A 24,181-nucleotide genomic window follows, 5' to 3' on the forward strand; every position below is an offset into this window, starting at 1 on the left:
GGGATGGTGAAGCGTGGCGGTCACCGACGCCGCTATCGACAAGATCAAGCAGATGATCCTCTCGGGTGAGCTGGCGCCGGGCAGCAGGCTGCCGAAGGAGGCCGACCTCGCCGAACGGCTCGGGCTCTCGCGCAACTCCCTGCGCGAGGCCGTGCGCGCCCTGGCGCTGATCAACGTGCTGGACGTGCGGCAGGGCGACGGGACCTACGTCACCAGCCTGGAGCCGCGGCTCCTGCTGGACGCCCTGTCGTTCGTGGTCGACTTCCACACCGACGACACCGTGCTCCAGTTCTTCCAGGTCCGGCGGATCCTGGAACCGGCCGCCACCGCGATGGCCGCCGAGCGGATGGACGACTCCGGTGTCGGCGAGCTGCGCAGGATCCTCGGCGCGCTGCCCGAGGACCCGAGCGTCGAGCAGCTCGTCGCCAACGACCTGGAGTTCCACCGGCGCATCGCGGAGGGATCGGGCAACGCGGTCCTCTGCTCGCTCATCGAGAGCCTCTCCGGACCGACCACCAGGGCCCGGGTCTGGCGGGGCCTCACCCAGGAGAACGCCCTGGAGAAGACCCGCGAGCAGCACGCCGCGATCTGCGAGGCCATCGCCTCCCGCCGGCCGGAGGTCGCCCGTGCCTGGGCCACCGTGCACATCGCCGGTGTCGAGGAGTGGCTGCGCAGCGCCCTCGCCTGACGGCCGCGGCGGCCTCGGCGGACCCTGCCGCAGTCGCCTCCGGCTCCCCGGGACGGCGGGGTCAGCAGGAGACCAGGCCCTCGGCGGTGAGGTCGGTCCAGAGGGCCTCGGGGACGGGGCGGGCGGCCAGGGCGGCGTTGCGGGCGACCTCGGCGGCGGAGCGTGCCCCGACGACCACGGAGGCGACCGCCGGGTGGCGCAGCGGGAAGGCCAGGGCGGCCTGGGGCAGGGTGACGCCGTGGCGCCCGCAGACGGCGGCGATCGCGCGGGCGCGGGCCAGCAGCGAGCCGGGGGCCGGGGCGTAGTCGTAGGTGCCGGAGGGCTCGTCGGTGGCGAGCAGGCCGCTGTTGAAGACCCCGGCGGCGAGCACGCGGACGCCGCGCTCCCGGCAGAGCGGGAGCAGCCCGCGCGTCCCGGACTGGTCGAGCAGGGTGTGGCGGCCGGCGAGCATGACCACGTCCGGGTCGGTCTCACGGACGAACCGGGCGAGCATCTCCCACTGGTTCATCCCCGCCCCGATCGCCCTGACGACACCCTGGTCGCGCAGCTCGGCCAGGGCGGGGTAGGCCTCGGAGACGGCCCGCTCCCAGTGCTCGTCCGGGTCGTGGATCAGCGCGACGTCGATCCGGTCGAGGCCGAGCCGCTCCAGGCTCTCCTCCAGCGACCGACGTACCCCGTCGCGCGAGTAGTCCCGCACCCGCCGCAGACCGGCCGGGACGTCGAAGCCCTCGTCGTCCCGACCGGCGGAGTCCCGACCGGCGGAGTCCCGGCCTGCGGAATCCCGGCCTGCGGAATCCCGGCCTGCGGAATCCCGGCCGCCCCCTCCGGAGGGCACGAGCAGGCGGCCGACCTTGGTGGACAGGACGTAGGAGTCGCGGGGGCGGGAGGCCAGGGCGGCGCCGAGCCTCCGCTCGGCCAGGCCGAGCCCGTAGTGGGGCGCGGTGTCGAACAGGCGGATCCCGGCCTCGTAGGCGGCGTCCACCGCCGCCCGCGCCGCGTCGTCGTCCACCGCGGTGAACAGGTTGCCGATCGGCGCGCCGCCGAAGCCGTACCGGCTCAGGCTCAGGGTCAGGGTCAGGTCCACGCATGCTCCGTTTCCGTGGCGGGCGCCGGTACGGCCCCGCCCTGCGGCAGTTCGGGGCTTCGACCGTCGCCTCGATCCTGAACCAGGTCGGGGGTGATCGCAGCCGGACCGATATCTCGTTCACCAAGGGGGCCGGTCATGGTCCGGGCCGGAGGCGGAGGCCCTGCATGCCCCCGTCGACGGCCAGGACCGCTCCGGTCGTGGAGGCCGCCAGCGGGCTCGCGAGGTAGGCGATCGAGGCGGCGACCTCCTCCGCGCTCACCAGGCGGCCCGTCGGCTGGCGCCCGTGCAGCGCCGCGCGCTCGGCGGCGGGGTCCGCCGCCGCGTCGAGCAGCCGCTGCACCCACGGGGTGTCGGCGGTGCCCGGGTTGACGCAGTTGACCCGGATCCCCTCGCGCACGTGGTCGGCGGCCATCGCGAGCGTCAGCGCCTGGACGGCGCCCTTGGAGGCGCTGTAGAGCGCCCGCTGGGGCAGCCCGGCGGTGGCCGCGATCGAGCAGGTGTTGACGATCGCCGCGTGCCCGGAGCGGCGCAGGTACGGCAGGGCCGCCCGGGTGACCCGGACCATGCCGAGCACGTTGACGTCCAGGACCCGCCGCCACTCGTCGTCGGGGTTGTCCTCGACCGTCCCGGCGGCGCCGATCCCGGCGTTGTTGACCAGGACGTCCAGGCCGCCCAGGCGCTCGGCCGCCGCGGCGACCGCCGTACGGACCTGGTCGTCGTCGGTGACGTCGGCGGTGACCCCGAGCAGCGGCTCTCCCGGCGGCTCCAGGTCGAGGCAGGCGACCGCCGCGCCGCGCGCGGCGAGCAGGGTGGCGGTCGCCAGGCCGATCCCGGATCCGCCTCCGGTGACCAGGGCGCGCAGGCCGCCGAACTCGGGTGCCGCGGCCGTCTCAGGCATCGAGGGACCTCCAGACCGGTCCGTCGGGGTAGGTGTGGTCGGCGATCGAGGCGGCGTGCATCCGCGCGCCGAACCCGGGCCGGCTCGGGGCCACGTAGGCGCCGTTCCTGATGACCACCGGGTCGACGAAGTGCTCGTGGAGGTGGTCGACGTACTCGATCACCCGGTTCTCCATCGAGGCGCTGACCGCGACGTAGTCGAACATCGACAGGTGCTGCACCAGCTCGCACAGGCCCACCCCGCCCGCGTGCGGGCAGACCGGGACGCCGAACTTGGCGGCGAGCAGCAGGATCGCGATGTTCTCGTTCACCCCGGCGACGCGGGCCGCGTCGAGCTGGAGGTAGGAGACCGCCTCGGCCTGCAGGAGCTGCTTGAAGACCGTGCGGTTGGCCACGTGCTCGCCGGTGGCGACCGGGATCGGCGCGATGCCCCGGGCGATGGCGGCGTGGCCGAGCACGTCGTCGGGGCTGGTCGGCTCCTCCACCCAGTGCGGCCGGAACTCCGCCAGGGCGTTCACCCAGGCGATCGCCGAGTCCACGTCCCAGCGCTGGTTGGCGTCGATCGCGATCGGGAAGTCGTCGCCGCAGGTCTCCCTGGCGATGCGCAGCCGCCGCAGGTCGTCGTCCAGGTCGGCGCCGACCTTCAGCTTGATCTGGGTGAAGCCCTCGGCCATCGCCTCCTTGCACAGCCGGCGGAGCTTGTCGTCGCCGTAGCCGAGCCAGCCGGGCGAGGTGGTGTAGGCCGGGTAGCCGTGCTCCCGCAGGTGGGCGATCCGCTCGGCGCGGCCGGGTTCGGCGGCGCGCAGGATGGCCAGGGCCTCCTCGGGGGTGAGCGCGTCGGTGAGGTAGCGGAAGTCCACCAGCGCGACGATCTCCTCGGGGGACATCTCGCCCAGCAGCAGCCAGAGCGGCTTGCCCGCGCGCCTGGCCTTCAGGTCCCAGAGCGCGTTGACCACGGCGGAGATCGCCATGTGCATGACGCCCTTCTCCGGCCCGAGCCAGCGCAGCTGGGAGTCGTGGACCATCTCCTTCCAGAGCGCGCCGAGGTCCTCGGCGTCGCGGCCGAGCACGTACGGCTCCAGCGCCCTGATCGCGGCGGCCTGCACCTCGTTGCCCCGGCCGATGGTGAAGGCGAAGCCGTGCCCCTCGGAGCCGTCGTCGGTGCGGAGCACCAGGTAGGCGGCCGAGTAGTCCGGGTCGGGATTCATCGCGTCGGAGCCGTCGAGCTCCAGCGAGGTCGGGAACCGGATGTCATGGCTCTCCAGAGCCGTTATCCGGTAACTCACACGGCTTCCTTCATCAGCCGCGTTCGCGGCGCTACCGTGCTCATGGCTCGCTTGCTCCGCTCGCTCACGCTTGCCCGACCGTCTGGCGCTGGCGGCCGAGGCCGTCGATTTCCAGCTCCATCACCTGGCCCGCGCGCAGATAGGGCGTGCCGGGCAGGCCGAGCGCGACCCCGGCCGGGGTGCCGGTGTTGATGACGTCGCCGGGCTCCAGGACCATGAAGTGGCTGAGGTAGCGGACGACCTCGGCCACGCCGAAGATCATGTTCTTGGTGGAGCCGTTCTGGTACGGCTCGCCGTCCACCCACAGGCGCAGGCCCAGGTCCTGCGGGTCGGGCACCTCGTCGGCGGTGACCAGCCAGGGACCGAGCGGGTTGAAGGTCTCGCAGGACTTGCCCTTGTCCCACTGGCCGCCGCGCTCCAGCTGGAACTCCCGCTCGGAGACGTCGTTGGAGATCGTGTAGCCCGCGACCTTGGCCAGCGCCTCCTCGTGCGTCTCGACGTAGCGGGCCGTCTCGCCGATGACGACGGCCAGCTCGACCTCCCAGTCGGTCTTGACGCTGCCGCGCGGGATGAGGACCTCGTCGTAAGGTCCGATGACCGTGGAGGGGGCCTTCATGAAGACGACCGGCTCGGCGGGGGGCTCGGCGCCGGTCTCCCCGGCGTGGTCGCGGTAGTTGAGGCCGATGCACACGATCTTCCCGGGCCGGGCGACCGGCGGTCCGATCCGGAGTCCCGCGGCCTCCATCACGGGCAGTTCGTCCCGGTCCAGCGCCGCGCGGACGCGTGCCACCCCGCCGGAGGCGAAGAAGGCCCCGTCGATCTCCCCGGAGATCTCCCGGAGGTTCCCCGCCCCGTCCAGCACGGCCGGGCGCTCCTGGCCGGGAGGTCCCACTCGCAGCAGTTTCACACCGCATCCTTCACTCATACATCGGATGTCTTGTGCCGCGATGCTCGCTGAGACCGAAGTCACATGTCAAGACCTCACCAGGCGACACATCCGACCTGTTAGCGGGCGAAGGCGTAGCCCGGAGGCCACGGTCTCCGTTCGCCGGCGGTGGGGCACCGGGCCCGAGCAGGGAGGACCTTACGGCGTGAATGGAGAGGGCGGTCGAGGGCAGCCGTTGGGGGACGCCGGAAAAAGATCGGACCTCGGATCTCATGACCGCCACGTTTTCGCGGAATCGCCTCGACCGCACACGAAGGGTGAGAACGGGGCGCCGGGAGCCGCCCGCCGGCGGACCCCGGCCCTTGACTCCGCCCCGCACCCGTAATAGAACACGTTTCAGAAACATATCCGACCAAGCGCTTGATCAAGTGCCTGGCGACGAGCCGCGCCCGCATGGTCGGCGCCTCCCGGCACACACGCGTCACCGCAGGAGGGCCCATGGACATCGACCTCGTCGGCCGGGATTTCTACGCGCAGCACGGACCTCCGTACGAGCAGCTCGCCTGGCTGCGGGCCAACGCCCCGGTCTACCGGCACCCCGGCGGCGAGGAGGGCCCCGACTTCTGGGCGGTGACCCGGCACGCCGACGTGGTCCACGTCTCCCGGCACTCCGACCTGTTCTCCTCCAGCCGGAAACTCGCGCTGTTCAACGAGGTGCCCGAGGAGGAGCGCGAGCTCCAGCGGATGATGATGCTCAACCAGGACCCGCCGGAGCACACCCGGCGCCGCTCCCTGGTCAACCGGGGCTTCACCCCGCGGACCATCGGGCAGCTGGAGCAGCACATCCGCGACATCTGCCACGATCTGGTGGACGAGGCCAAGGGCCGGGGCTCGGTCGACTTCGTCCGGGACGTCTCCGCCCCGCTCCCCCTGTACGTGATCTGCGAGCTGCTCGGCGCCCCCGTCGAGGACCGGGACAAGCTCTTCGACTGGTCCAACCGGCTGGTCGGCGCCGACGACCCCGACTACGCCGCCGAACCCGCCGAGGGGCAGGCCGCGGCGGCGGAGGTCTACGCCTACGCCAACGAGCTGGCGGCGCGGCGGCGCGCCGAGCCCCGCGACGACATCGTCACCAGGCTCCTGCAGCCCGCCGAGAACGGCGAGGCGCTCAGCGAGGAGGAGTTCGACCTGTTCGTGCTGCTGCTGGTGGTCGCGGGCAACGAGACCACCCGCAACGCGGCCTCCGGCGGCATGCTGGCCCTCTTCGAGCACCCCGAGCAGTGGGCCCGGCTGGTGGCCGACCCGTCCCTGGCCGCCACCGCGGCCGACGAGATCGTCCGCTGGGCCTCCCCGGTCAATCTCTTCCGCCGTACGGCGACCGCCGACACGGTGATCGGCGGGCAGGAGGTGGCCGAGGGCGACAAGGTCGTGGTCTTCTACAGCTCGGCCAACCGCGACGAGACCGTCTTCGACTCACCCGGGGTCTTCGACATCGGGCGCGACCCCAACCCGCACATCGGCTTCGGCGGCGGAGGGGCCCACTTCTGCCTCGGCAACCACCTGGCCAAGCTGGAGCTGCGGGTGCTCTTCGAGGTCCTGGCCGAGCGCCTGCCCGGCATCGCCCAGGCCGGGCCGGCCCGCCGCCTGCGCTCCAACTTCATCAACGGCATCAAGGAGCTCCCGGTCACGCTCGCCTGAGGGCGGTTCCCACCGGGCTGCAGGTGAGTCCCAAGTGCCCCCGGCCATGCTCGGGGGCATGTCCCCCGCGCCAGACACCGCCGGCAGGAAGTCCCGGTCCCGCAAGAGCCGCGCCCGCCGGTCCTCCGGAGACGGCTCTCCCCCGGCCGCCGGGTCCCCGGAAGGCTCCGAGCCGGCCGTGCCCGTCGTCCCCCGGCAGCGGGGCCAGTCCAGGAAGGACTACCGGCTGCAGCAGGCCCGCCTCGCAGAGGAGGCCCGCCGCAAGGAGGACGCCCGCCGGGGGGTCAGGCAGCGCCGTACTCCCCGGGAGCTCCTCGGCGCCGCGGGGATGATGTTCTTCTCGACAGGCGGGATCCTGCTGATGGCCTGGACCGTCATCACGACGACCCTTCCCGACCTGGAGGTCGCGCTCGGCCGGAAGGGCACGCCCGGGACCGCCCACGTCTTCTCCTGCGAGCGCATCGGCAAGGGGGAGTACGACTGCAAGGCGTGGTTCGTCTTCGACGACCCGGCACGCGACCCCATCACCGTCGACACCGTGCCCGAGGCGGAGGCGGGCGAGGTCTTCCCCGCCGCCCTCACCCCCGAGGGTGACCGCGTCAAGCCCACGGGAGCCCGGGGCGTCTGGACCGCGGTGGGCCTGCTCGCCCTCGTCCCGTTCGGCCTGGCCTTCGTCCCCCCCATCCTGACGTTCGGCTTCGCCCTCGAACGCTCTTTCATCGTCTCGCTCATCGTGGGAGGCGTGGTGGCGACGCTCTCACTCGTGGTGTGCATCGTGGGCGCGGTCCTCGGGAGCGCGGTCCTGTAGGGGGAGCGCGCGGCGGTGTGGTCCGAACCGGTCCGGGGCGCCCGCCGTACGATCCGGACTATCAATCACATAACTACACATAAATATGCAACCGACCTGTAAGTCCCGCCCCGCATCATGGAGCGCATGACCTCCAGATCCGGGAAGGGCTCCGCGCCGGGCAAGAGCGCGCGGAACCGGCGCCCCGCCCCCGCGCGGAAGAACACCCCCGCCCGCAGGGGCGCCCCGGGCAGGGCGGTGCGCGACGGGCTCGCGGGGCGGGTCGCCGGACCGGCGGGGGCGCTCTTCCTCGCGGGCCTGATGGTGTACCTGGCCTGCACCGTCGTCGCGACCGCGCTCCCCGACCTGGAGATCGCGCTCGGCTCCCGGGGCACGCCCGGGACCGCCGAGGTCCTGTCCTGCGAGAGCCTCGGCAGGGGGCGCTACGACTGCGACGCCCGGTTCACGTTCGACGACCCGGCGCGCGGGCCGATCGTCGCCGGCACCGTGCCGGACGCGCTGGCGGGCGAGGTCTTCCCCGCCGCCCTCACCCCCGAGGGCGACCGCGTCGTGCCCACGGGAGCCCGGGGCGTCTGGGCCTCGGTGGGCCTGCTCGCCCTCGCCCCCTTCTGCCTGTCCTTCATCCCCGCCATGCTGCTGTTCGGCTTCGAGGCCAGGCGCGGCCTCCGGGCCTCGGTGATCGGCGCCTGCGCGGTCTCCGCCCTGTCCTTCGTCCTGTGCGGCGCCGGCCTGTTCCTCGGCTCCTGACCCCGCGCTCTCCACCCCCGGAAGTCAGGACGCCTCGGTAGCGCCGAACCCCGGGACTTCCATAGGCCGCATAGAGGCGATCATCGGCGTTCTTTCACAACAAGCAGTTCAACGGCGTGTGCGACACTGCAGCATTCCCGATCTCGCTCTTGATCCCGCTGCTGAGGCCAGGCTCGTCAGCCGGTTCGGTCCTGGATTTCACGACTGATTCGCCGCTCTGCCCGAGCTGTTGGAGAGACTCGTCCGGCGCTGGAATCTGGAGATCGTCGCCGCCGTCGCGGCGGGTAACACCTCGTGTGCCTTCCATGTGCGGCGGGCCGATGGCAGTCCGGCCTTCCTCAAGCTCACTCCCGAGCCGGAGATCGGCGTCACCGAGGCGATCGCGCTCCGGGCGTGGGCGGACAACGTCCACGTAGTCCCGCTGATCGACTCGGACAGCGAGTCGGGGTCCCTGCTGCTGGGAGCTGTGGAACCCGGCAACCCGGTCGAGCGGCTGCCGATCGAAGACGTCGCGATGCTTCTCCGCCGGCTCCGCCCGACGACGATCCCCGAGAACGGACTTCCCGCGCTACGGCAGCGCATTGACTTTCTCTTCGACCTGACCGTCGGCCGATGGCGGGACAGCCCGGCGGAGAAGCACCTCGACCGCGATCTCCTCGATCGCTGCCGGGCCGCCGCACTCGCCCTGTCCGCGGACGGCCCTGCCGGACTGGTCCATGGGGACCTGCACCCCGGTAACGTCCTCATCAGCGGCAGCCACGGTCTCGTCGTGATCGACCCGCGGCCCAGCATCGGCGATCCTGCCTTCGACGCCATCGACTGGGTGCTCGCTCAAGTCGCAGAGCTTCGCGAACTGGAGGAGAACATCGCCCACCTCGCCGCCCTACTCCCGGATCTGACCCCTGATCGACTGATGGACTGGTGCCGGGCGACAGCCGCGATGATCGCCATCCCCCGGCTGAACCGGGGCCTTTTCGACCGGAAAACTCGGTTCCTCCTACGTCTGGCGGAGGATTCCGCGGTGAGCAAATAGGTTCAGCGGTCCGGTCGGGATCCCGACCGGTCGGCGCATCCTCATCAACGGCATCAAGAAGCTCCCGGTCGCCCAAGCCGAACGGCTCAAGCGCAAGCGCGGACACTGACCACCGGCGGCTGCGGTTCCTCGTCCGCCAGGCGTCCCCTGGCCCGCTACAACTATCCCCCGGAGTACGAGGTCAAGGCCATCGAGCTGGTCCTACAGCAGATGGAGCACTTCGCCGACGTGTGGTCCAAGAACGGCACACTCAGCTGAGAGGTATTCGATCCTGCAGGTGCCGTAGAGCTCACCGACCGTGCCTGGCTCTGTGCTCTCGGCACCTCGCTATATCGTTTTTTGTATAGTCGGCATGTGAGCGCTCTTTGGCGGATCGAGATCGAGCCGGAGGTCCGGCAGTGGCTGGAGCTCCTCACCGACCGGCACTACGACAAGGCCGAGCGGGCCGTCGACATGCTCGCCTCCCAGCCGACCACCCTTGGCGAGCCGTACTCCCGCCACCTCGGCGGCAGGGTCCGCGAACTGCGTTTCAACCTGGATGGCAGCGCCGTCCGCATCACCTACTGGCTTGCCCCCGAGCAACGGATCGTGCTCCTCACGGTGTTCCGCAAGACCCGGCAGCACGAGGAAGCGGAGATCGAACGGGCACGACAGGCGCAGAAGGTGTGCGAAGCCGAACACAACCCCGCCGAGCACACCTACGACCGGGCAGAGGAGCCGAAGTCATGAACCATTCCCAGTGGAAGACCCGACGGACCAGGAGGCTTCTGGGGGAGACGATCGAGGAATCCCCCGCCTACGTGGAGGCCGGATACGCTCTGGCACTCGGACAGGCCGTCTACGACCGCCGGACCGCTCTCGGTCTCTCCCAGGCCGAGCTGGCCCGCCGCGCGGGCATGACCCAACCGCAGATCTCCACCATCGAAGGCGGCGACTCCGTGCCCACCCTGGCCCTGCTGACCCGCCTCGCCGGCGCCCTGGACGCCTCCCTGAGCATCCGGCTGGACGACGGCGACTCGACTTTCGTCTTCACGCCGCATCACCGTCCCCAGCCGGACGAGACATCCACCGACGGCCGCTCCTCTGCAGCCTGAGGCAGACAGGGCACTTCGCCGACGTCTGGTCCGAGGACGGCACGTCAGGTCGATGGGCCAGGGGCACCTGGTAGGCCCCCGGCCAGGCTTGGGGCGCCGTTGACTGGATGGACCCCCGTACCGGGGCGAAAGGAGCGCGACGCGGGCGGGGCGGCGCAGGGCCGCCCGATACGGCGGGCGTCAGGGCCAGGAGGAGTCCTGGTCGGGGTCGCCGCCCTCGGACAGGAGCCTGACGTCCGACTCGACCATCATGGCGACGAGCTCCTCGAAGGAGACCGAGGGCTCCCAGCCGAGCTGGACGCGGGCCTTCTTGGGGTCGGCGCACAGCAGGTCCACCTCGGCCGGGCGGTGCAGGGCCTGGTCGCAGACCACGTACCGCTCCCAGTCGAGGTCCGCGGCGGTGAAGGCCGCCTCGACCAGCTCGCGCACCGACTGGGTGCGGCCGGTGCCGATCACGTAGTCCTCCGGCGTCTCCGCCTGGAGCATCAGGTGCATCGCGCGGACGTAGTCGCCGGCGTAGCCCCAGTCGCGGCGGGCCTCCAGGTTGCCCAGGCGCAGCTCGGAGGCGAGGCCCAGCTTGATGCGGGCCGCGCCGAGGGAGACCTTGCGGGTGACGAACTCGGCGCCGCGGCGCGGGGACTCGTGGTTGAACAGGATGCCGGAGACGGCGAACATGCCGTAGGACTCGCGGTAGTTCTGGGTCAGGAAGTGGCCGTAGGCCTTGGCCACGCCGTACGGCGAGCGGGGGTGGAACGGGGTGGTCTCGGCCTGCGGGGTCTCCCGGACCTGGCCGAACATCTCCGAGGACGACGCCTGGTAGAAGCGGATCTGGCCGGAGCCGTTGGCGCTCCTGGAGGAGGAGATGCCCGAGCAGACCCGGATGGCCTCCAGCATGCGCAGCACGCCCATGCCGGTGACCTCGGCGGTGAGCTCGGCCTGCTCCCACGACATCGGCACGAACGAGATGGCGCCCAGGTTGTAGACCTCGTCCGGCTGGACCTTCTCCACGGCCGAGATCAGCGAGCCCTGGTCGAGCAGATCGCCGCGGACGAGCCGGACGTCCTGCAGGAGCCTGCGCACCCGGGAGACCCGCGGGTTGGCCTGCCCCCGGACCAGGCCCCAGACCTCGTAGCCCCGCTCCAGCAGGCACTCGGCCAGATAGGAGCCGTCCTGCCCGGTGATGCCGGTGATCAGTGCGCGCCTGGCCAACGCGTCCTCCTCGCTCGTCGGGCGGGACTGTCGCCCGGATCTCGTCTCGCCCGAACAGTGTGCCGTGTGACTGGCGAATGTACCGCTCTGCCCCGGTGTGAGCACGCCACCGATCGCGACACGACTAGAACGCGTTTCACTGAGTCTCGTTCGGTCAGGCTAACGCCGCAGTTCGCGCCCCGTGAAGGTGGCGTTGAGCACAATTCCACATTAGGTAGGAGAGAACTACCGAATGGTAGGGTCCGAGGTCTAAGGTCATCTTTCACGGTACCTGTCCTCATCGGACAGGATGAGGAAGGGGTTGCCGTGCCAGGTGCGGACGCTCTGCGGGTTGCGCTGCTCTCCTACCGCAGCAAGCCGACCTGCGGTGGCCAGGGTGTCTACCTGCGCCATCTCAGCAGGGAACTGGTCGCGCTGGGGCACCACGTGGAGGTCTTCTCCGGCCAGCCGTACCCCGAGCTCGACGAGGGCGTCGTCCTCAACAAGGTCCCCAGCCTGGACCTGTACCGCGACGAGGACCCCTTCCGCACCCCCGGCCTGAGCGAGTACCGCGACTGGATCGACTGGCTGGAGGTCGCGACCATGTGGACCGCCGGCTTCCCCGAACCGCTGACCTTCACCCTGCGGGCCCGCCGCGAGCTGGCCAAGCGCGTCGGCGACTTCGACGTGGTCCAGGACAACCAGACCCTCGGGTACGGCCTGCTCGGCATCCAGAAGCTCTTCCCGGTGGTCGGCACCATCCACCACCCGATCAGCGTGGACCGGCGGATCGAGCTCAAGGCCGCGCCGCTGCGCAAGCAGTTCTCCATGCGCCGGTGGTACGGCTTCGTCCGCATGCAGGCCCGGGTCGCCCCCCGGCTGAACCCGATCCTCACCGTCAGCGAGTCCTCGCTGGCCGACATCCACCGCGACTTCAACGTCCCCCAGGCCAACATGCGGCTCATCCCGCTGGGCGTGGACACCCGCTACTTCCACCCGCGCCCCGGACTGCCCAAGCGGCCCGGTTCGATCGTCGCCGTGGCCAGCGCCGACTCCCCGATGAAGGGGGTCGCGACGCTGCTGCGCGCGGTCGCCAAACTCGCCACCGAGCGCGACGTGAACCTGACCGTGGTCAGCAAGCCGACCTCCGGCGGTCCGACCGAGAAGCTGGTCGCCGAGCTCTCCCTGCACGACCGGGTCCGGTTCGTGCACGGCATCTCCGACGACGAGCTGGGCGAGCTGATCGCCACCTCGGAGATCTCCGTCGTGCCCTCCCTCTACGAGGGCTTCTCCCTGCCCGCCGTCGAGCACATGGCCTGCGGCACTCCGCTGGTCGCCTCGCGGACCGGCGCGCTCCCCGAGGTCGTCGGCGACGCGGCCGTCCAGGTCGCCCCCGGTGACCCGGAGGAGCTGGCCGCCGTCCTGCGCCGCCTGCTCGACTCGCCCGAGGAGCGGGCCGCGGTCGGCCGCAAGGGCTACGACCGGGTCATGGAGCGCTTCACCTGGAACGTCGTCGCGCAGCGGACCGTGGAGGCCTACCGCGAGGCCATCTCGGCCCGGCGCGCGAAGTAACACCATCAACCCCTGCAAGGAGCGGCAAGTGCTGACTGTCGACTTCGGCCGGTTGCCCGTCGGGCCCGGCACCCGAGTTCTCGACCTGGGCTGCGGCGGCGGGCGGCACGCGTTCGAGGTGCTGCGCCGCGGTGCCGACGTGGTCGCCTTCGACATGGACGCCGAGGAGCTGAAGGGCGTGGCGACCATGTTCGCCGCCATGGAGCAGGCCGGGGAGGTGCCCGACGAGGCGACGGCCGAGACCGTGACCGGCGACGCGCTGGACATGCCGTTCCCGGACGCGAGCTTCGACCGCGTGATCGCCGCCGAGGTGCTGGAGCACATCCCCGACGACATGGCGGCCATGCGGGAGATCTTCCGGGTCCTCAAGCCGGGCGGCCAGGCCGCGATCACGGTGCCGAGCTTCCTGCCCGAGCGGATCTGCTGGGCGCTGGACGAGGACTACCACACCGCCCCCGGCGGGCACGTGCGGATCTACACGCTCGCCGAGCTCAGCGCGAAGCTGAAGTCGACCGGCTTCACCATCGGCCCGCACCACCACGCCCACGGCCTGCACGCGCCGTACTGGTGGATCAAGTGCGCGGTCGGCGTCAACAACGACGACCACCCGCTGGCCAAGGCGTACCACGAGATCCTGGTCTGGGACATCATGAAGCGCCCGGCCGCCACCCGCATCGCCGAGGCCGTGCTCAACCCGCTCATCGGCAAGAGCGTGGTGCTCTACGTCCGGAAGCCCGCATGACGTTCCCGCTCGAATGGGCCAGGGTGGTCGAGACCGCCCGGAGCATCGCGGCCGTGCAGGAGCCCGACGGCGGCATCCCGTGGCCCGAGGGCCACGTCGACGCCTGGAACCACGTCGAGTGCCTGATGGCGATGAGCGTGGCCGGGCTGACCGGACCGGCCCGCCGGGGCTACGACTGGCTGGCGCGCACCCAGCGGGCCGACGGCTCCTGGCCGATGAAGCTCGTCGCGGGCGAGGCCGTGGAGAAGGGCGGGGAGTCCAACCACGCCGCCTACGTCGCGGTCGGCGTCTGGCACGAACTGCTGGTCACCGGGGACGAGGCGTTCGCCCGGGAGATGTGGCCGGTCGTCCGGGCCGCGCTCGACTTCGTGGTCGGCCTGCAGACGACCCGGGGCGAGATCGTCTGGGAGCGCGCGGCCGACGGCCTGGCCGCGCCGTACGCCCTGCTGACCGGATGCTCCTCGATCTACCAGGGGCTGCGCTGCGGCGTGCTGCTCGGCGAGCACCTGGGCGACCCGCAGCCCGACTGGGAGCTCGCCGCCGACCAGCTCGGCCACGTGCTGACCGCCCACCCCGAGGCGTTCGCCGACAAGAGCCGCTTCTCCATGGACTGGTACTACCCGATCCTCGGCGGCGCGCTGCGCGGCCCGGCGGCCCACGCCCGGCTGGCCGAGGAGTGGGAGACCTTCGTCGAGCCGGGCCTGGGCATCCGCTGCGTCTCCGACCAGCCCTGGGTGACCGGGGCGGAGTCGTGCGAGCTGGTGCTGGCGCTGGACGCCCTGGGCGAGCGCGAGCGGGCGCTGAAGCTCTTCGCCGACATGCAGCACCTGCGGCACGAGGACGGCTCCTACTGGACCGGCTGGCAGTTCGTGAACGAGAAGTGGTTCCCGCACGAGCGCTCGGCCTACACCGCGGCCGCCGTCGTGCTCGCCGCCGACGCGCTGCTCGGCCGTACCCCGGGCGCGGGGATCTTCCGCGACGCGGGCAGGTACCCGACGGACCGCCCCACGGCCGCCTGCGGCTGCAGCCACGCCCACTCCCGCTGACACCGGCGGCCGGTTTCTTTCCCGGCTCTTTGCCCGGACCCCGTCCCGCGGTGTTTGAGGGCCCGGAGCCCGGTGGCTACGGTCGGGACCCGTGAGCAACGCGGAGGGCACCGGAGCAGTGACTCAGCGCGGCGAGACCGACGGGGTCGTCGCCCCCGGGCCGGTCGCACCGGTCGTCCCCGGACCGGCGGCGCCGATCTCGCCCGAATCGGCCGCGCCGGCGGGGCCCGCGCCGGCGGGGCCCGAGCCGGCGGGGCCCGAGCCGGCGGCGGCCGAGCCGACCGGCCAGGACGCCTCCTGGCCGGTCCGTCCCGGCGGCCCGCGCGGCCTGCTCTGGCAGGATCCCGGCCGGGCCGGCTTCGGGGCGCTCCGGTTCCGCCTGGGTACGGCCCGCGCCCACCTGGAGGCGGGCTGCCGCTCCTTCCTGACCGGGTTCAACGCGGTCCTCGCGGGCGAGACCGGCCGGATCGACGACCTCTCCGGGGAGCTGCGCGGGTTCGCCTACGAGGGCGCGGGCATGGCCTGCGCGACGCTGGACGTGCTCACGCTGACCGGCGGGCGGCGGCTCCGGGAGCTGCTCAGCGGGCCGGGCATGCGCTACCCGCACCTGGTCCACATCGGCGCGGGGCGCGCCTACGCGCGGCTCCGGATCCGCCCGATGTGGGGCATCCGCGCGGTCCACCCGCTGCTGCGCTGGCTGGCCTTCGACGGCTTCGGCTTCCACCAGGGCTTCGCCGCCGCCGACCGGACCGTCGGGCGGCAGCGCACCGCCGGGCTGCTGGACCGGACCCGCAGGGCCGTCTTCGACCAGGGACTGGGCCGGATGCTCTGGTTCCACGAGTGCGCGGGCGTGGAGGACGTCGTCGCGCGCATCGCCGAGTTCCCCGCCGGACGCCACCCCGACCTGTGGAGCGGCGTCGGCCAGGCCGCCGTGTACGCCGGTGGCGCGACCCCGGCCGCGCTGGAGCGGCTGGACGAGGCCGCGGCCCGCGTCGGCCTGCGCGCGCACCTCGCCCAGGGCGGAGCCTTCGCCTGCGCCATCCGGATGATCTCCGAGATCGTGCCCGGGCACACCATCGACGCCGCGCCCGTGCTCTGCGGGGCGGAGGTGGACGAGGCCGCCGGCTGGACCGACACCGCGCTCATCGCGCTCGGCCACAACGCCCACAGCGCCGAGCACTACCAGGCCTGGCGGGCCGGGGTCCGCAAGGCCTGGTCCCGCCGCGCGCGCCTGCCCTGAGGGGCGGCTCAGCCGATGCCGGGGCCGGTGCGCTCCAGCACCCGCAGCGACCCCTCCCTCCGGACCTCCTTGAACGCCCCGGAGGCGAGGACCCGCTGGTAGACGCGGTACGGCGCCTGCCCGCCGTCGGCCGGGTCGGGGTAGACGTCGTGGAAGACCAGCGCTCCGCCGATCATGACGTGCGGCGCCCAGCCCTCGTAGTCCTTGGTCACCGGCTCCTCGGAGTGGCCGCCGTCGATGAACAGCATCGCCAGCGGGGTGTTCCAGAGCCGGGCGACCTGCTCGGACCTGCCGACGATCGCGATGACCTCCTCCTCCAGCCCGGCGGAGGCGATCGTGGCGCGGAAGACGGGCAGCGAGTCCATCTTGCCGAAGCGCGGGTCGACCAGGGTGGGGTCGTGGTGCGCCCAGCCCGGCTGGATCTCCTCCGAGCCCCGGTGGTGGTCGACGGTCAGGACCACCGAGCCCGCCTGGCGGGCGGCGGCGCCGAGGTAGACGGCCGACTTCCCGCAGTAGGTGCCGATCTCGCAGATCGGCCCGAGCGGGCCGTACTCGACGGCGGTCTCGAACAGGACCAGTCCCTCGGGGTGGGGCATGAACCCCTTGGCGCGCTGCGCGGCGCCCAGCAGGTCGGAGGGCATCGGAGGCGGCGTGGCGTTGCTCATCGGAGCAGACTACCCAGGCCGAACAACATTCCGTACGGCTCTTGCCCGGCCCTATGGAACGTGTTCTACTTTGCACCGTGAACCAGCGCGCCCGCATCGTGATGTCCGAAGACGAGGTCACCGCCTTCATCGCCGACTCACGCAAACTCCAGCTCGGCACGATCAACCCGGACGGCACACCGCACATGGTGACCATGTTCTACGGGCTGACCGGCGGAAAGATCTCGTTCTGGACCTACGGCAAGGCCCAGAAGACGCGCAACATCGAGCGGGACGCCCGGGTGAGCTGCCTGATCGAGGCCGGAGACGAGTACTCCGACCTGCGCGGGGTCCTGGTGTACGGCGTCGCCCGCAGGATCGACGACACCGAGGGCATCCTCGACGTCGGCATGAACGTCGCCAGGCGGATGGCCGGGATGCCGGACGCCGAGGAGCTCCTGACCGAGTACGTCGCCTACACCGGCCGCAAGCGGGTCGCCTTCGTGGTGGAGCCTACCCGGGTGATCTCCTGGGATCACCGTAAGCTCGCCACGCAGGTCCAGCCCGGCTGAGGAGGCTCACATGAAGGTCAAGGTCGACTATCTGGTCTGCGAGGCCAACGCGGTCTGCATGGGACTCGCCCCGGAGGTCTTCGAGCTCGACGACGACGACCAGCTGCACATCCTGCTGCCTGAGCCGCCGCCGGAGATGATGGACCGCGTGCGGCACGCCGTGCGGTCCTGCCCCAAAGCCGCTCTCTCCCTCGAGGAGAACTAGGAAGGGATCCCCCCATGCGTGGTGCGCTCCTGCACGCAGTAGGCGACGACAAGCTCGACATCCGCGATGACTTCACCCTCGCCCCGATGGGCCCGGCCGACGTGCGGATCAAGGTGCGGGCGACCGGTGTCTGCCACTCCGACCTGTCGGTTCTCAGCGGCGTGCTGCCCATGCCGCTCCCGGTCATCCCCGGCCACGAGGGCGCGGGCGAGGTCGTCGAGGTCGGCGACCACGTGACCGGCCTCCAGCCCGGTGACCACGTCATCGTCAACTGGACCCCGGCCTGCGGCTCCTGCCCCAACTGCCTGGTCGGCCAGCCGTTCCTGTGCATGACCTACGTCATGGACAGCTTCGTCAACGCCCGCTTCCGCTACGGCGGCGACACCCCGGCGTTCGGCATGGCCGGGTGCGGCACCTGGTCCGAGGAGATCGTCGTGCCCTGGCAGGGCGCGATCAAGGTCGACCCGGAGGTGCCCTTCGAGGTCGCGGCGCTGATCGGCTGCGGCGTCACCACCGGCGTCGGCGCGGCGCTCAACACCGCCAAGGTCCGCCCGGGCTCGACCGTGGCCGTGGTCGGCGCCGGCGGCATCGGCCTGTCGATCATCCAGGGCGCCCGGATCTCCGGCGCGACCACGATCCTGGCGATCGACCCGCTGGAGTCCAAGCACGAGCTGGCCAAGAAGGTCGGCGCCACCCACGCGATCACGCCCGACCAGCTCACGGACGCGCTCGGCACGCTGACCGGCGGCCAGGGCTTCGACTACGGCTTCGAGGCGGTCGGCAAGTCCGCCGCCATCATGACCGCCTGGCAGGCCACCCGGCGCGGCGGTGACGTGGTGATCGTCGGTGCGGGCGCGATGGACGACACCGTCCCGCTGACCGCGTTCAACCTCCTGTTCGAGGGCAAGAACATCCTCAGCTCGCTGTACGGCGGGTCCGACGTCCGCCGGGACTTCCCGTTCTTCGCCGAGCTGTACAAGGCGGGCAAGCTCGACCTGGAGAGCATGATCAGCTCCCGGATCAAGCTCGCCGACCTCAACGACGCCGTGGCGGCGCTGCGCGGCGGCGAGGTCCTGCGCCAGGTCGTGGTCCTGGACTGACGGCTCCGGGCCGCACGGCCGGTACGGCCCGCCGCCGGGGACGGCACGGCGCCCGGCCCCGGCGGCTCCCCCCGGCAGCACGGCCCGCGGCATCCGGATCACCGGACGCCGCGGGCCGTCTCCGTCCGGCCGCCGCACCCCACCCGTACGAGCGGCCGGCCGCGGAAGTCCCCCGTCACAGGGGCTGTGGTCCTGTCGGGGGCGGACCCCCGTCAGGAGCGGTAGTCCCGGGGGGCGGCCCCGTAGGCGCGGCGGAAGGCCCGGCTGAACGAGGCCGCGTCGGGGAAGCCCCAGCGGGCGGCGATGGTGTTCACCCGCTCGCCCGGCTCCGCGGCCGACAGCTCGCGGCGGCAGTGGTCCAGGCGGCGGGCCCGCACGTGCGCGGCGACCGTGGTGCCCGCCGCCTGGAAGATCCGGTGGAGCTGACGGACCGAGACGTGGTGGGCCCGGGCGATCACCGCCGGGGACAGGCCGGGGTGCTGCAGGTTCTCCTCGATCCAGTCCTCGATCCGCGCGAGCATCTCGGCGTGGGCGCCCGCGGCGGGGAGCACGCCGTCGAGCCGCTCGCGCATCGCCCCGGTCACCACGCTGACCAGTGCCTCCCCCACGTGCGGGCCGTGCGGGCCCTCCGCGGCGTCGCCGTCGGCCGCCAGCGCGGTCAGGAACGAGACGGCCAGCCGGCCGGGGCCCGATCGGCTGCCCAGCACCGTGCCCGCCAGGGCCGCCACGTGGGCCGGGGGCAGCGGGATCACCGACCGGGGGATCGTGAGCGCCAGCAGGTCGTGCTCGCGCAGCGCGAACCGGATCGGGCGGGCCAGGTCGTACAGGACCAGGTCCCCGGAGCCGACCTCGACGTGCCTGCCCGCCTGCTCGACCACGCCCGAGCCGCGCAGCAGCAGGGAGAGCTTGTAGTGCTCGCGGCCGTCGCGCAGGACATGCCGGGCGGCGCGGCTGACCACGTGGGCCGGGGCGTGCACCTCGCTCACCTGGACCGGGCCGAGGGTGCGGCCGACGATCCGGCCGGCGAACCCCTCGCGGGCGTCGGCCCGCAGCTCCAGCGGGCCGAAGGCCTCCGACACGAGGTGCCGCCAGAACGCGGCCTGGTCCCGGACCGGCTGGCCGGCCGTGCTGACGTACGTGGGCATGACCGTCTCCTCGTCGCGCTGACGGTCCCAGCCTCCCGTCCCGCCGCGGCCCGGCGGAAATCCCATCCGCGTCTCCAGCCCCGTGTTATACCCGGCGCCCCCTCCCGGCCTGGCGCTGCCCGCCAACAGCCTGGCGCCGGAGGCCAAAACTCCGGACCGGCCGGTGGATATACACGTCAGGACGGGACGGACCGCGCCGCACCCCCCAGCGCGGTCGACCGCCGCTGTCCGAAGGAGAGCACTCATGTCCGAGAACCCTCACGCGACCGACGAGGAGTCCGGCCTCAGCCGTAAGCAGTTCATCGCCGCGGTCGGGGTGGGCGCCCTGGCCGTCCCCGCCGTGGTCGGCGCCGCCACCGCCGGCGCCGCCGCCTCCGGGGCCCCGGCGGTGGACGAGCCGCTGGCCTGCACCCCCGGCCGGACGACCATCGCGCAGACGGAGGGGCCGTACTTCAAGCCCAACTCCCCCGAGCGCGACGACCTCACCGCCGGAGTCTCCGGCACCCGCCTGGTCGTCACCGGCCACGTCTTCAACCGCGCCTGCCAGCCGCTCAGCCGGGTGCTGCTGGACTTCTGGCAGGCCGACACCATGGGCGCCTACGACAACGTCCGCTACACCCTGCGCGGCCACCTGTACACCGACGCGAACGGGGTCTACCGGCTGACCACCATCGTCCCCGGTCTCTACCCGGGCCGGACCCGGCACATCCACGTCAAGCTCCAGGCCCCGGGCCGGCCGCAGATCCTGACCACCCAGCTCTACTTCCCCGGCGAGCCGCGCAACAACACCGACACGATCTACGACCCGTCGCTGCTCATGAACGTGCGCACGGTCGGCTCCGGGCGGGAGGCGACGTTCGACTTCGTGCTCGACGTCGCCGGCACGAGCTCGCCGACGCCGACGCCGACGCCGACGGTGACCCCCACCGGCGGGGGCGGCACCTGGCGGGCCGGGACCGCCTACAGCGTCGGCGACCAGGTCACCTACGGCGGCGCGGGCTACCGGTGCCTCCAGGCGCACACGGCCCTGGCGGGCTGGGAGCCCCCGAACGTCCCGGCTCTGTGGCGGCGCCTGTGACAGGCGGCACCTCCTGAACGGCCGGGACGCCCGGTGAGCGGCGGGGCGGCGGCATGCCCGGCGGACGCAGCGGCCCGCCGCCCCGCTCACCGGCGGCCCTCGTGGCGCCGCCGCCCCGCACGCGGGCCCGGTACCGTCACTCCCCGCCGAACGCCGCGTCGAAGGCGGCGGCCGGCGGTGTGATGGCGTTCAGCCGCCTGACGAACTCCAGCGCCTCGGGAGCGCCGGCCAGGCGGTCCATCCCCGCGTCCTCCCACTCGATGGAGATCGGCCCGTCGTAGCCGATGGAGTTCAGCGCCCGGAAGCAGTCCTCCCACGGCACGTCGCCGTGGCCGGTCGAGACGAAGTCCCAGCCGCGCCGCATGTCCGCCCAGGGCAGGTGGGAGGAGAGCCGTCCCCGCCGCCCGTCGCCGCACCTGACCTTCGCGTCCTTGCAGTCGACGTGGTAGATCCGGTCGGCGAAGTCGAGGATGAACCCGGCCGGGTCGAGGTCCTGCCACACCATGTGGGAGGGGTCCCAGTTGAGCCCGAACGCCTCCCTGCGCCCGATCGCCTCCAGCGTGCGGACCGTCGTGTGGTAGTCGTAGGCGATCTCGCTCGGATGCACCTCGTGCGCGAACCTGACCCCCACCTCGTCGAACACGTCGAGGATCGGGTTCCACCGCTCGGCGAAATCGGCGTACCCCGCCTCGACCATGGCGGCCGGGACCGGCGGGAACATCGCGACCGTGTGCCAGATCGGCGACCCGGTGAACCCCACCACGGTCTTCACGCCGAGCCTGGCCGCGGCCCTGGCGGTGTCCTTCATCTCCTCGGCCGCCGCCCGCCGCACCTCTTCGGGGTCTCCGGAGCCCCAGATCCGCGCGGGCAGGATCGCCCGGTGCCGCTCGTCGATCGGGTGGTCGCAGACCGCCTGCCCGACGAGGTGGTTGGAGACCGCCCACACCTTCAGGTCGTACTTGGCGAGCGTCTCCAGCTTCCGGCCGACGTAGGAGTCGTCGGCCAGGGCCTTGTCCACCTCGAAGTGATCGCCCCAGCAGGCGATCTCCAGCCCGTCGTAGCCCCACTCCGCGGCCAGCCGGCAGACCTCCTCGAACGGGAGGTCGGCCCACTGGCCCGTGAACAGCGTGATCGGCCTGCTCATCTCTCCACCACCGTCCAGCGGCTCTCGTCGGCCGCGCTCGCCTCCACCGCCTCGAGGACCCGCTGCACCCGCAGGCCGTCCTCGAAGGACGGCTCGGGGTCGGTCCCGGCGGCGACCGCCTCAAGGAAGTCCTTCACCTCGTGGGTGAAGGTGTGCTCGTAGCCCAGTCCGTGCCCGGGCGGCCACCAGGCCCCTGCGTACGGGTGGCCGGACTCGGTGACGACGATCCGCCGGAACCCCGCCTCGGCGTCGGGCAGCGTGTGGTCGTGGAACCAGAGCTCGTTCATCGCCTCGAAGTCGAAGGCCAGGCTCCCCTTCGAGCCGTTGACCTCGATCCGGAGCGCGTTCTTGCGTCCCGACGCGAACCGGGTCGCCTCGAACGAGGCCAGCGCTCCCCCGTCGAACCGCCCGATGAACAGCGCCGCGTCGTCGACGTCGACCAGCCCCCGCTCCCCGGTACGGCTCCCGCCCGCCAGCCCTTCCGCCCCCTCCGCGAGGGGACGCTCCTTGACGAACGTCTCGGTGAGCGCCGAGACGCCCGTCAGGTGCTGACCGGTGACGAACTGGGCGGTGTCCACGATGTGCGACCCGATGTCGCCGAGCGCGCCCGAGCCGGCCCGGTCCTTGCTCAGCCGCCAGACCAGCGGGAACTCCGGATCGACGATCCAGTCCTGGAGGTACTGCGCCCGCACGTGGCGCAGCTCGCCCAGGCGGCCCTCGGCCACCAGCCGGCGGGCGAAGGCGACGGCCGGGACGCGGCGGTAGTTGAAGGCGACCATGGACCGCACCCCCCGCGCCGCCGCGCTGCGGGCCGCCTCGGCCATCGCCTCGGCCTCGGCGACGGTGTTGGCCAGCGGTTTCTCGCACAGCACGTGCTTGCCGGCGGCCAGCGCGGCGATCGCGATCTCGGCGTGCGAGTCGCCCGGCGTGCAGATGTCCACGATCTGCACGTCGTCCCGCTCGACGAGCCGCCGCCAGTCCGTCTCGGCCGCGGCCCAGCCGAGCCGGGCCGCGGCCTCCGCCGTGCGTTCCGGCGAGCGGCCGCAGAGCACCGCCATCGCCGGGACGGCCGGGAGGTCGAAGAAGGCGGAGACGCTCCGCCAGGCCTGGGAGTGCACGCGCCCCATGAACGCGTGCCCGACCATGCCCACCCCGATGGACGGCTTCACGACTCGAACCCCAGCGGCAGGTACTGGGCGACGTTGTCCTTGGTGATGGTCTCCGAGGCCAGTGTGATCGACTGCGGCACCTGGTTCTCCACCAGGTCGCTCATGCCCTTGCCCTGGGCGATGAGCCGGGCGAGCTTGACCGCCGAGGAGGCCATCGTCGGGCTGTAGGTCACCGTGGCCTCCAGCACGCCGGTCCCGGCCTGGATCTCGCGCATCGCGTTGGCCGAGCCCGCGCCGCCGACCATGAAGAACTCGTCCCGGCCCGCCTCCTTGATCGCGGCCAGCACGCCGACGCCCTGGTCGTCGTCGTGGTTCCAGAGCGCGTCGACCTTCTTGTGCGCCTGGAGCAGGTTGGTGGCGACCTCGTTCCCGGTCTCCACGGTGAACTGGGCGTCCTGCTGGGCCGTCACGCTGAAGCCGTACGACTTCAGGGCGTCGGCGAAGCCCTTGCTCCGGTCCTGGGTGAGGGGGAGCGTCGCGATGCCCTGGATCTCCAGGATCACCGGGTTCGACACCCCGCCGTCCTTGAGCTTCTTACCGATGTAGTGTCCCGCGGCCACGCCCATTCCGTAGTTGTCCCCGCCGACCCAGGTCCGGTACGAGAGCTTGTCGGGGAAGACCCGGTCGAGGTTGACCACCGGGATGCCCGCGTCGCTGGCCCGGCGGGCGATCTGGTTGAGCTGCTGGCCGTCGTTGGGCAGGATCACCAGCACGGAGACCTTGGCCGCGATCAGCGACTCGACCGCCGAGATCTGCGCGTTGATGTCGTTGGTGGGCTCGACCGGCCTGAACTCCACGTCGCTGTACTGCTTGGCCGTGGCCTCGGCGTTCTTGGCGATCGCGGCGATCCAGCCGTGGTCGGCCGCGGGGGCGGAGAAGCCGATGACGACCTTCTCGCCCGGCTTGTCGTTGTCGGTGCCGGGGGCCGGGGCGGCCGCGGCCTGGGAGCCGGCGGGGCTGGACTGGGCGGCGGGCTCGTTGCTCGTGCAGGCGGAGACCAGGGCTCCGGCGCCGATGACGGCTCCGCCGACGAGGAACCCCCGGCGGGCGAGTGGGTTGTTGGACATGGCCGTGCTCCTTCGAGTTCCTTGCGGGGGGTGTCTGGATGGCGG

At 72.1% G+C, this 24,181-nt stretch carries 25 protein-coding genes; 15 read left to right on the top strand and 10 right to left on the bottom strand.

Annotated elements, in window-relative coordinates:
* Positions 1-13: 13 nt before the first annotated feature.
* Positions 14-688, top strand: coding sequence for a FadR/GntR family transcriptional regulator (locus FHS22_RS27250; protein WP_184946192.1), 675 nt, complete (start codon positions 14-16; stop codon positions 686-688).
* 61 nt (positions 689-749) lie between these two features.
* Here the strand turns inward: FHS22_RS27250 and FHS22_RS27255 are convergent, their stop codons facing one another.
* The 4 genes from FHS22_RS27255 to FHS22_RS27270 form a co-directional block, all read right to left on the bottom strand.
* The gene (locus tag FHS22_RS27255) at positions 750-1,772 is read right to left on the bottom strand and encodes an aldo/keto reductase (RefSeq protein WP_338047973.1); all 1,023 of its coding nucleotides are present in this window, start codon (positions 1,770-1,772) and stop codon (positions 750-752) included.
* 136 nt (positions 1,773-1,908) lie between these two features.
* Positions 1,909-2,673 (bottom strand): SDR family NAD(P)-dependent oxidoreductase, encoded by a 765-nt coding sequence (locus tag FHS22_RS27260; RefSeq protein ID WP_184946194.1) that lies wholly within the window; start codon positions 2,671-2,673, stop codon positions 1,909-1,911.
* Complete coding sequence (locus tag FHS22_RS27265; RefSeq protein ID WP_184946196.1) at positions 2,666-3,958, bottom strand: enolase C-terminal domain-like protein; 1,293 nt, start codon at positions 3,956-3,958, stop codon at positions 2,666-2,668. The genes FHS22_RS27260 and FHS22_RS27265 overlap by 8 nt, the downstream gene beginning before the upstream one ends.
* A 64-nt stretch (positions 3,959-4,022) precedes the next feature.
* The gene (locus tag FHS22_RS27270; protein ID WP_184946198.1) at positions 4,023-4,865 is read right to left on the bottom strand and encodes a fumarylacetoacetate hydrolase family protein; all 843 of its coding nucleotides are present in this window, start codon (positions 4,863-4,865) and stop codon (positions 4,023-4,025) included.
* Positions 4,866-5,342: 477 nt separating this feature from the next.
* Between FHS22_RS27270 and FHS22_RS27275 the strand changes: the two genes are divergently transcribed.
* From FHS22_RS27275 to FHS22_RS27300, 6 genes are all read left to right on the top strand, one after another.
* On the top strand, positions 5,343-6,542 hold the full coding sequence (locus FHS22_RS27275; RefSeq protein WP_184946200.1) for a cytochrome P450: 1,200 nt from the start codon (positions 5,343-5,345) through the stop codon (positions 6,540-6,542).
* Positions 6,543-6,600: 58 nt separating this feature from the next.
* On the top strand, positions 6,601-7,350 hold the full coding sequence (locus tag FHS22_RS27280; protein ID WP_184946202.1) for a hypothetical protein: 750 nt from the start codon (positions 6,601-6,603) through the stop codon (positions 7,348-7,350).
* A 126-nt stretch (positions 7,351-7,476) separates the two neighbouring features.
* Positions 7,477-8,097, top strand: coding sequence for a hypothetical protein (locus tag FHS22_RS27285; protein ID WP_184946204.1), 621 nt, complete (start codon positions 7,477-7,479; stop codon positions 8,095-8,097).
* A 229-nt stretch (positions 8,098-8,326) separates the two neighbouring features.
* Positions 8,327-9,130, top strand: coding sequence for an aminoglycoside phosphotransferase family protein (locus FHS22_RS27290; RefSeq protein WP_184946206.1), 804 nt, complete (start codon positions 8,327-8,329; stop codon positions 9,128-9,130).
* Positions 9,131-9,484: 354 nt separating this feature from the next.
* The gene (locus FHS22_RS27295; protein ID WP_184946208.1) at positions 9,485-9,859 is read left to right on the top strand and encodes a type II toxin-antitoxin system RelE/ParE family toxin; all 375 of its coding nucleotides are present in this window, start codon (positions 9,485-9,487) and stop codon (positions 9,857-9,859) included.
* Positions 9,856-10,224, top strand: coding sequence for a helix-turn-helix domain-containing protein (locus FHS22_RS27300; RefSeq protein WP_184946210.1), 369 nt, complete (start codon positions 9,856-9,858; stop codon positions 10,222-10,224). Before FHS22_RS27295 ends, FHS22_RS27300 begins: the two co-directional genes overlap by 4 nt.
* A gap of 180 nt (positions 10,225-10,404) precedes the next feature.
* On the opposite strand, the gene FHS22_RS27305 is transcribed toward FHS22_RS27300, so the two are convergent.
* Complete coding sequence (locus FHS22_RS27305) at positions 10,405-11,433, bottom strand: GDP-mannose 4,6-dehydratase (RefSeq protein WP_184946212.1); 1,029 nt, start codon at positions 11,431-11,433, stop codon at positions 10,405-10,407.
* Between the two features lie 306 nt (positions 11,434-11,739).
* Here FHS22_RS27305 and FHS22_RS27310 point away from each other — a divergent pair, with 306 nt between their 5' ends.
* The 4 genes from FHS22_RS27310 to FHS22_RS27325 all read left to right on the top strand — a co-directional run bounded on the left by FHS22_RS27310 (position 11,740) and on the right by FHS22_RS27325 (position 16,012).
* Entirely contained in the window at positions 11,740-12,984 is a 1,245-nt protein-coding gene (locus tag FHS22_RS27310) for a glycosyltransferase family 4 protein (RefSeq protein ID WP_184946214.1), read from the top strand.
* Positions 12,985-13,012: 28 nt separating this feature from the next.
* Positions 13,013-13,726, top strand: a complete 714-nt coding sequence (locus FHS22_RS27315; protein WP_184946216.1) for a class I SAM-dependent methyltransferase — start codon at positions 13,013-13,015, stop codon at positions 13,724-13,726.
* Complete coding sequence (locus FHS22_RS27320; protein ID WP_184946218.1) at positions 13,723-14,772, top strand: prenyltransferase; 1,050 nt, start codon at positions 13,723-13,725, stop codon at positions 14,770-14,772. Before FHS22_RS27315 ends, FHS22_RS27320 begins: the two co-directional genes overlap by 4 nt.
* Positions 14,773-14,863: 91 nt before the next feature.
* The gene (locus FHS22_RS27325) at positions 14,864-16,012 is read left to right on the top strand and encodes a DUF1702 family protein (RefSeq protein ID WP_184946220.1); all 1,149 of its coding nucleotides are present in this window, start codon (positions 14,864-14,866) and stop codon (positions 16,010-16,012) included.
* An 8-nt stretch (positions 16,013-16,020) separates the two neighbouring features.
* Here the strand turns inward: FHS22_RS27325 and FHS22_RS27330 are convergent, their stop codons facing one another.
* Positions 16,021-16,677 (bottom strand): class I SAM-dependent methyltransferase, encoded by a 657-nt coding sequence (locus FHS22_RS27330; RefSeq protein WP_260408339.1) that lies wholly within the window; start codon positions 16,675-16,677, stop codon positions 16,021-16,023.
* Positions 16,678-16,754: 77 nt separating this feature from the next.
* Between FHS22_RS27330 and FHS22_RS27335 the strand changes: the two genes are divergently transcribed.
* From FHS22_RS27335 to FHS22_RS27345, 3 genes are read left to right on the top strand one after another with little or no spacing between them, the layout of a single operon-like run.
* Positions 16,755-17,228, top strand: coding sequence for a pyridoxamine 5'-phosphate oxidase family protein (locus FHS22_RS27335; protein ID WP_184946222.1), 474 nt, complete (start codon positions 16,755-16,757; stop codon positions 17,226-17,228).
* 10 nt (positions 17,229-17,238) lie between these two features.
* Positions 17,239-17,433, top strand: a complete 195-nt coding sequence (locus tag FHS22_RS27340) for a ferredoxin (RefSeq protein ID WP_184946224.1) — start codon at positions 17,239-17,241, stop codon at positions 17,431-17,433.
* A 14-nt stretch (positions 17,434-17,447) separates the two neighbouring features.
* Positions 17,448-18,533: an alcohol dehydrogenase catalytic domain-containing protein gene (locus tag FHS22_RS27345; RefSeq protein ID WP_184946225.1), complete on the top strand. Its 1,086-nt coding sequence runs from the start codon at positions 17,448-17,450 to the stop codon at positions 18,531-18,533.
* Positions 18,534-18,745: 212 nt separating this feature from the next.
* Here FHS22_RS27345 and FHS22_RS27350 read toward each other — a convergent pair whose 3' ends face one another.
* Entirely contained in the window at positions 18,746-19,678 is a 933-nt protein-coding gene (locus FHS22_RS27350; protein ID WP_184946227.1) for an AraC-like ligand-binding domain-containing protein, read from the bottom strand.
* 244 nt (positions 19,679-19,922) lie between these two features.
* On the opposite strand from FHS22_RS27350, the gene FHS22_RS27355 reads away from it, so the two are divergent.
* Positions 19,923-20,756: a dioxygenase family protein gene (locus FHS22_RS27355; RefSeq protein WP_184946229.1), complete on the top strand. Its 834-nt coding sequence runs from the start codon at positions 19,923-19,925 to the stop codon at positions 20,754-20,756.
* Positions 20,757-20,892: 136 nt separating this feature from the next.
* Here the strand turns inward: FHS22_RS27355 and FHS22_RS27360 are convergent, their stop codons facing one another.
* Genes FHS22_RS27360 through FHS22_RS27370 form a run of 3 tightly spaced genes read right to left on the bottom strand, consistent with a single transcriptional unit; the run spans position 20,893 to position 24,136 of the window.
* Positions 20,893-21,900 carry a sugar phosphate isomerase/epimerase family protein gene (locus FHS22_RS27360; protein WP_184946230.1) on the bottom strand — a complete coding sequence of 336 codons (1,008 nt, stop codon included), beginning with the start codon at positions 21,898-21,900 and terminating at the stop codon, positions 20,893-20,895.
* Positions 21,897-23,069, bottom strand: a complete 1,173-nt coding sequence (locus FHS22_RS27365) for a Gfo/Idh/MocA family protein (protein ID WP_338047974.1) — start codon at positions 23,067-23,069, stop codon at positions 21,897-21,899. The genes FHS22_RS27360 and FHS22_RS27365 overlap by 4 nt, the downstream gene beginning before the upstream one ends.
* Entirely contained in the window at positions 23,066-24,136 is a 1,071-nt protein-coding gene (locus tag FHS22_RS27370; RefSeq protein WP_184946232.1) for an ABC transporter substrate-binding protein, read from the bottom strand. The genes FHS22_RS27365 and FHS22_RS27370 overlap by 4 nt, the downstream gene beginning before the upstream one ends.
* Positions 24,137-24,181 lie beyond the last annotated feature (45 nt).

This window comes from Thiemannella venezuelensis (assembly GCF_014203605.1).
GTDB lineage: Bacteria > Actinomycetota > Actinomycetes > Streptosporangiales > Streptosporangiaceae > Planomonospora_A > Planomonospora_A venezuelensis.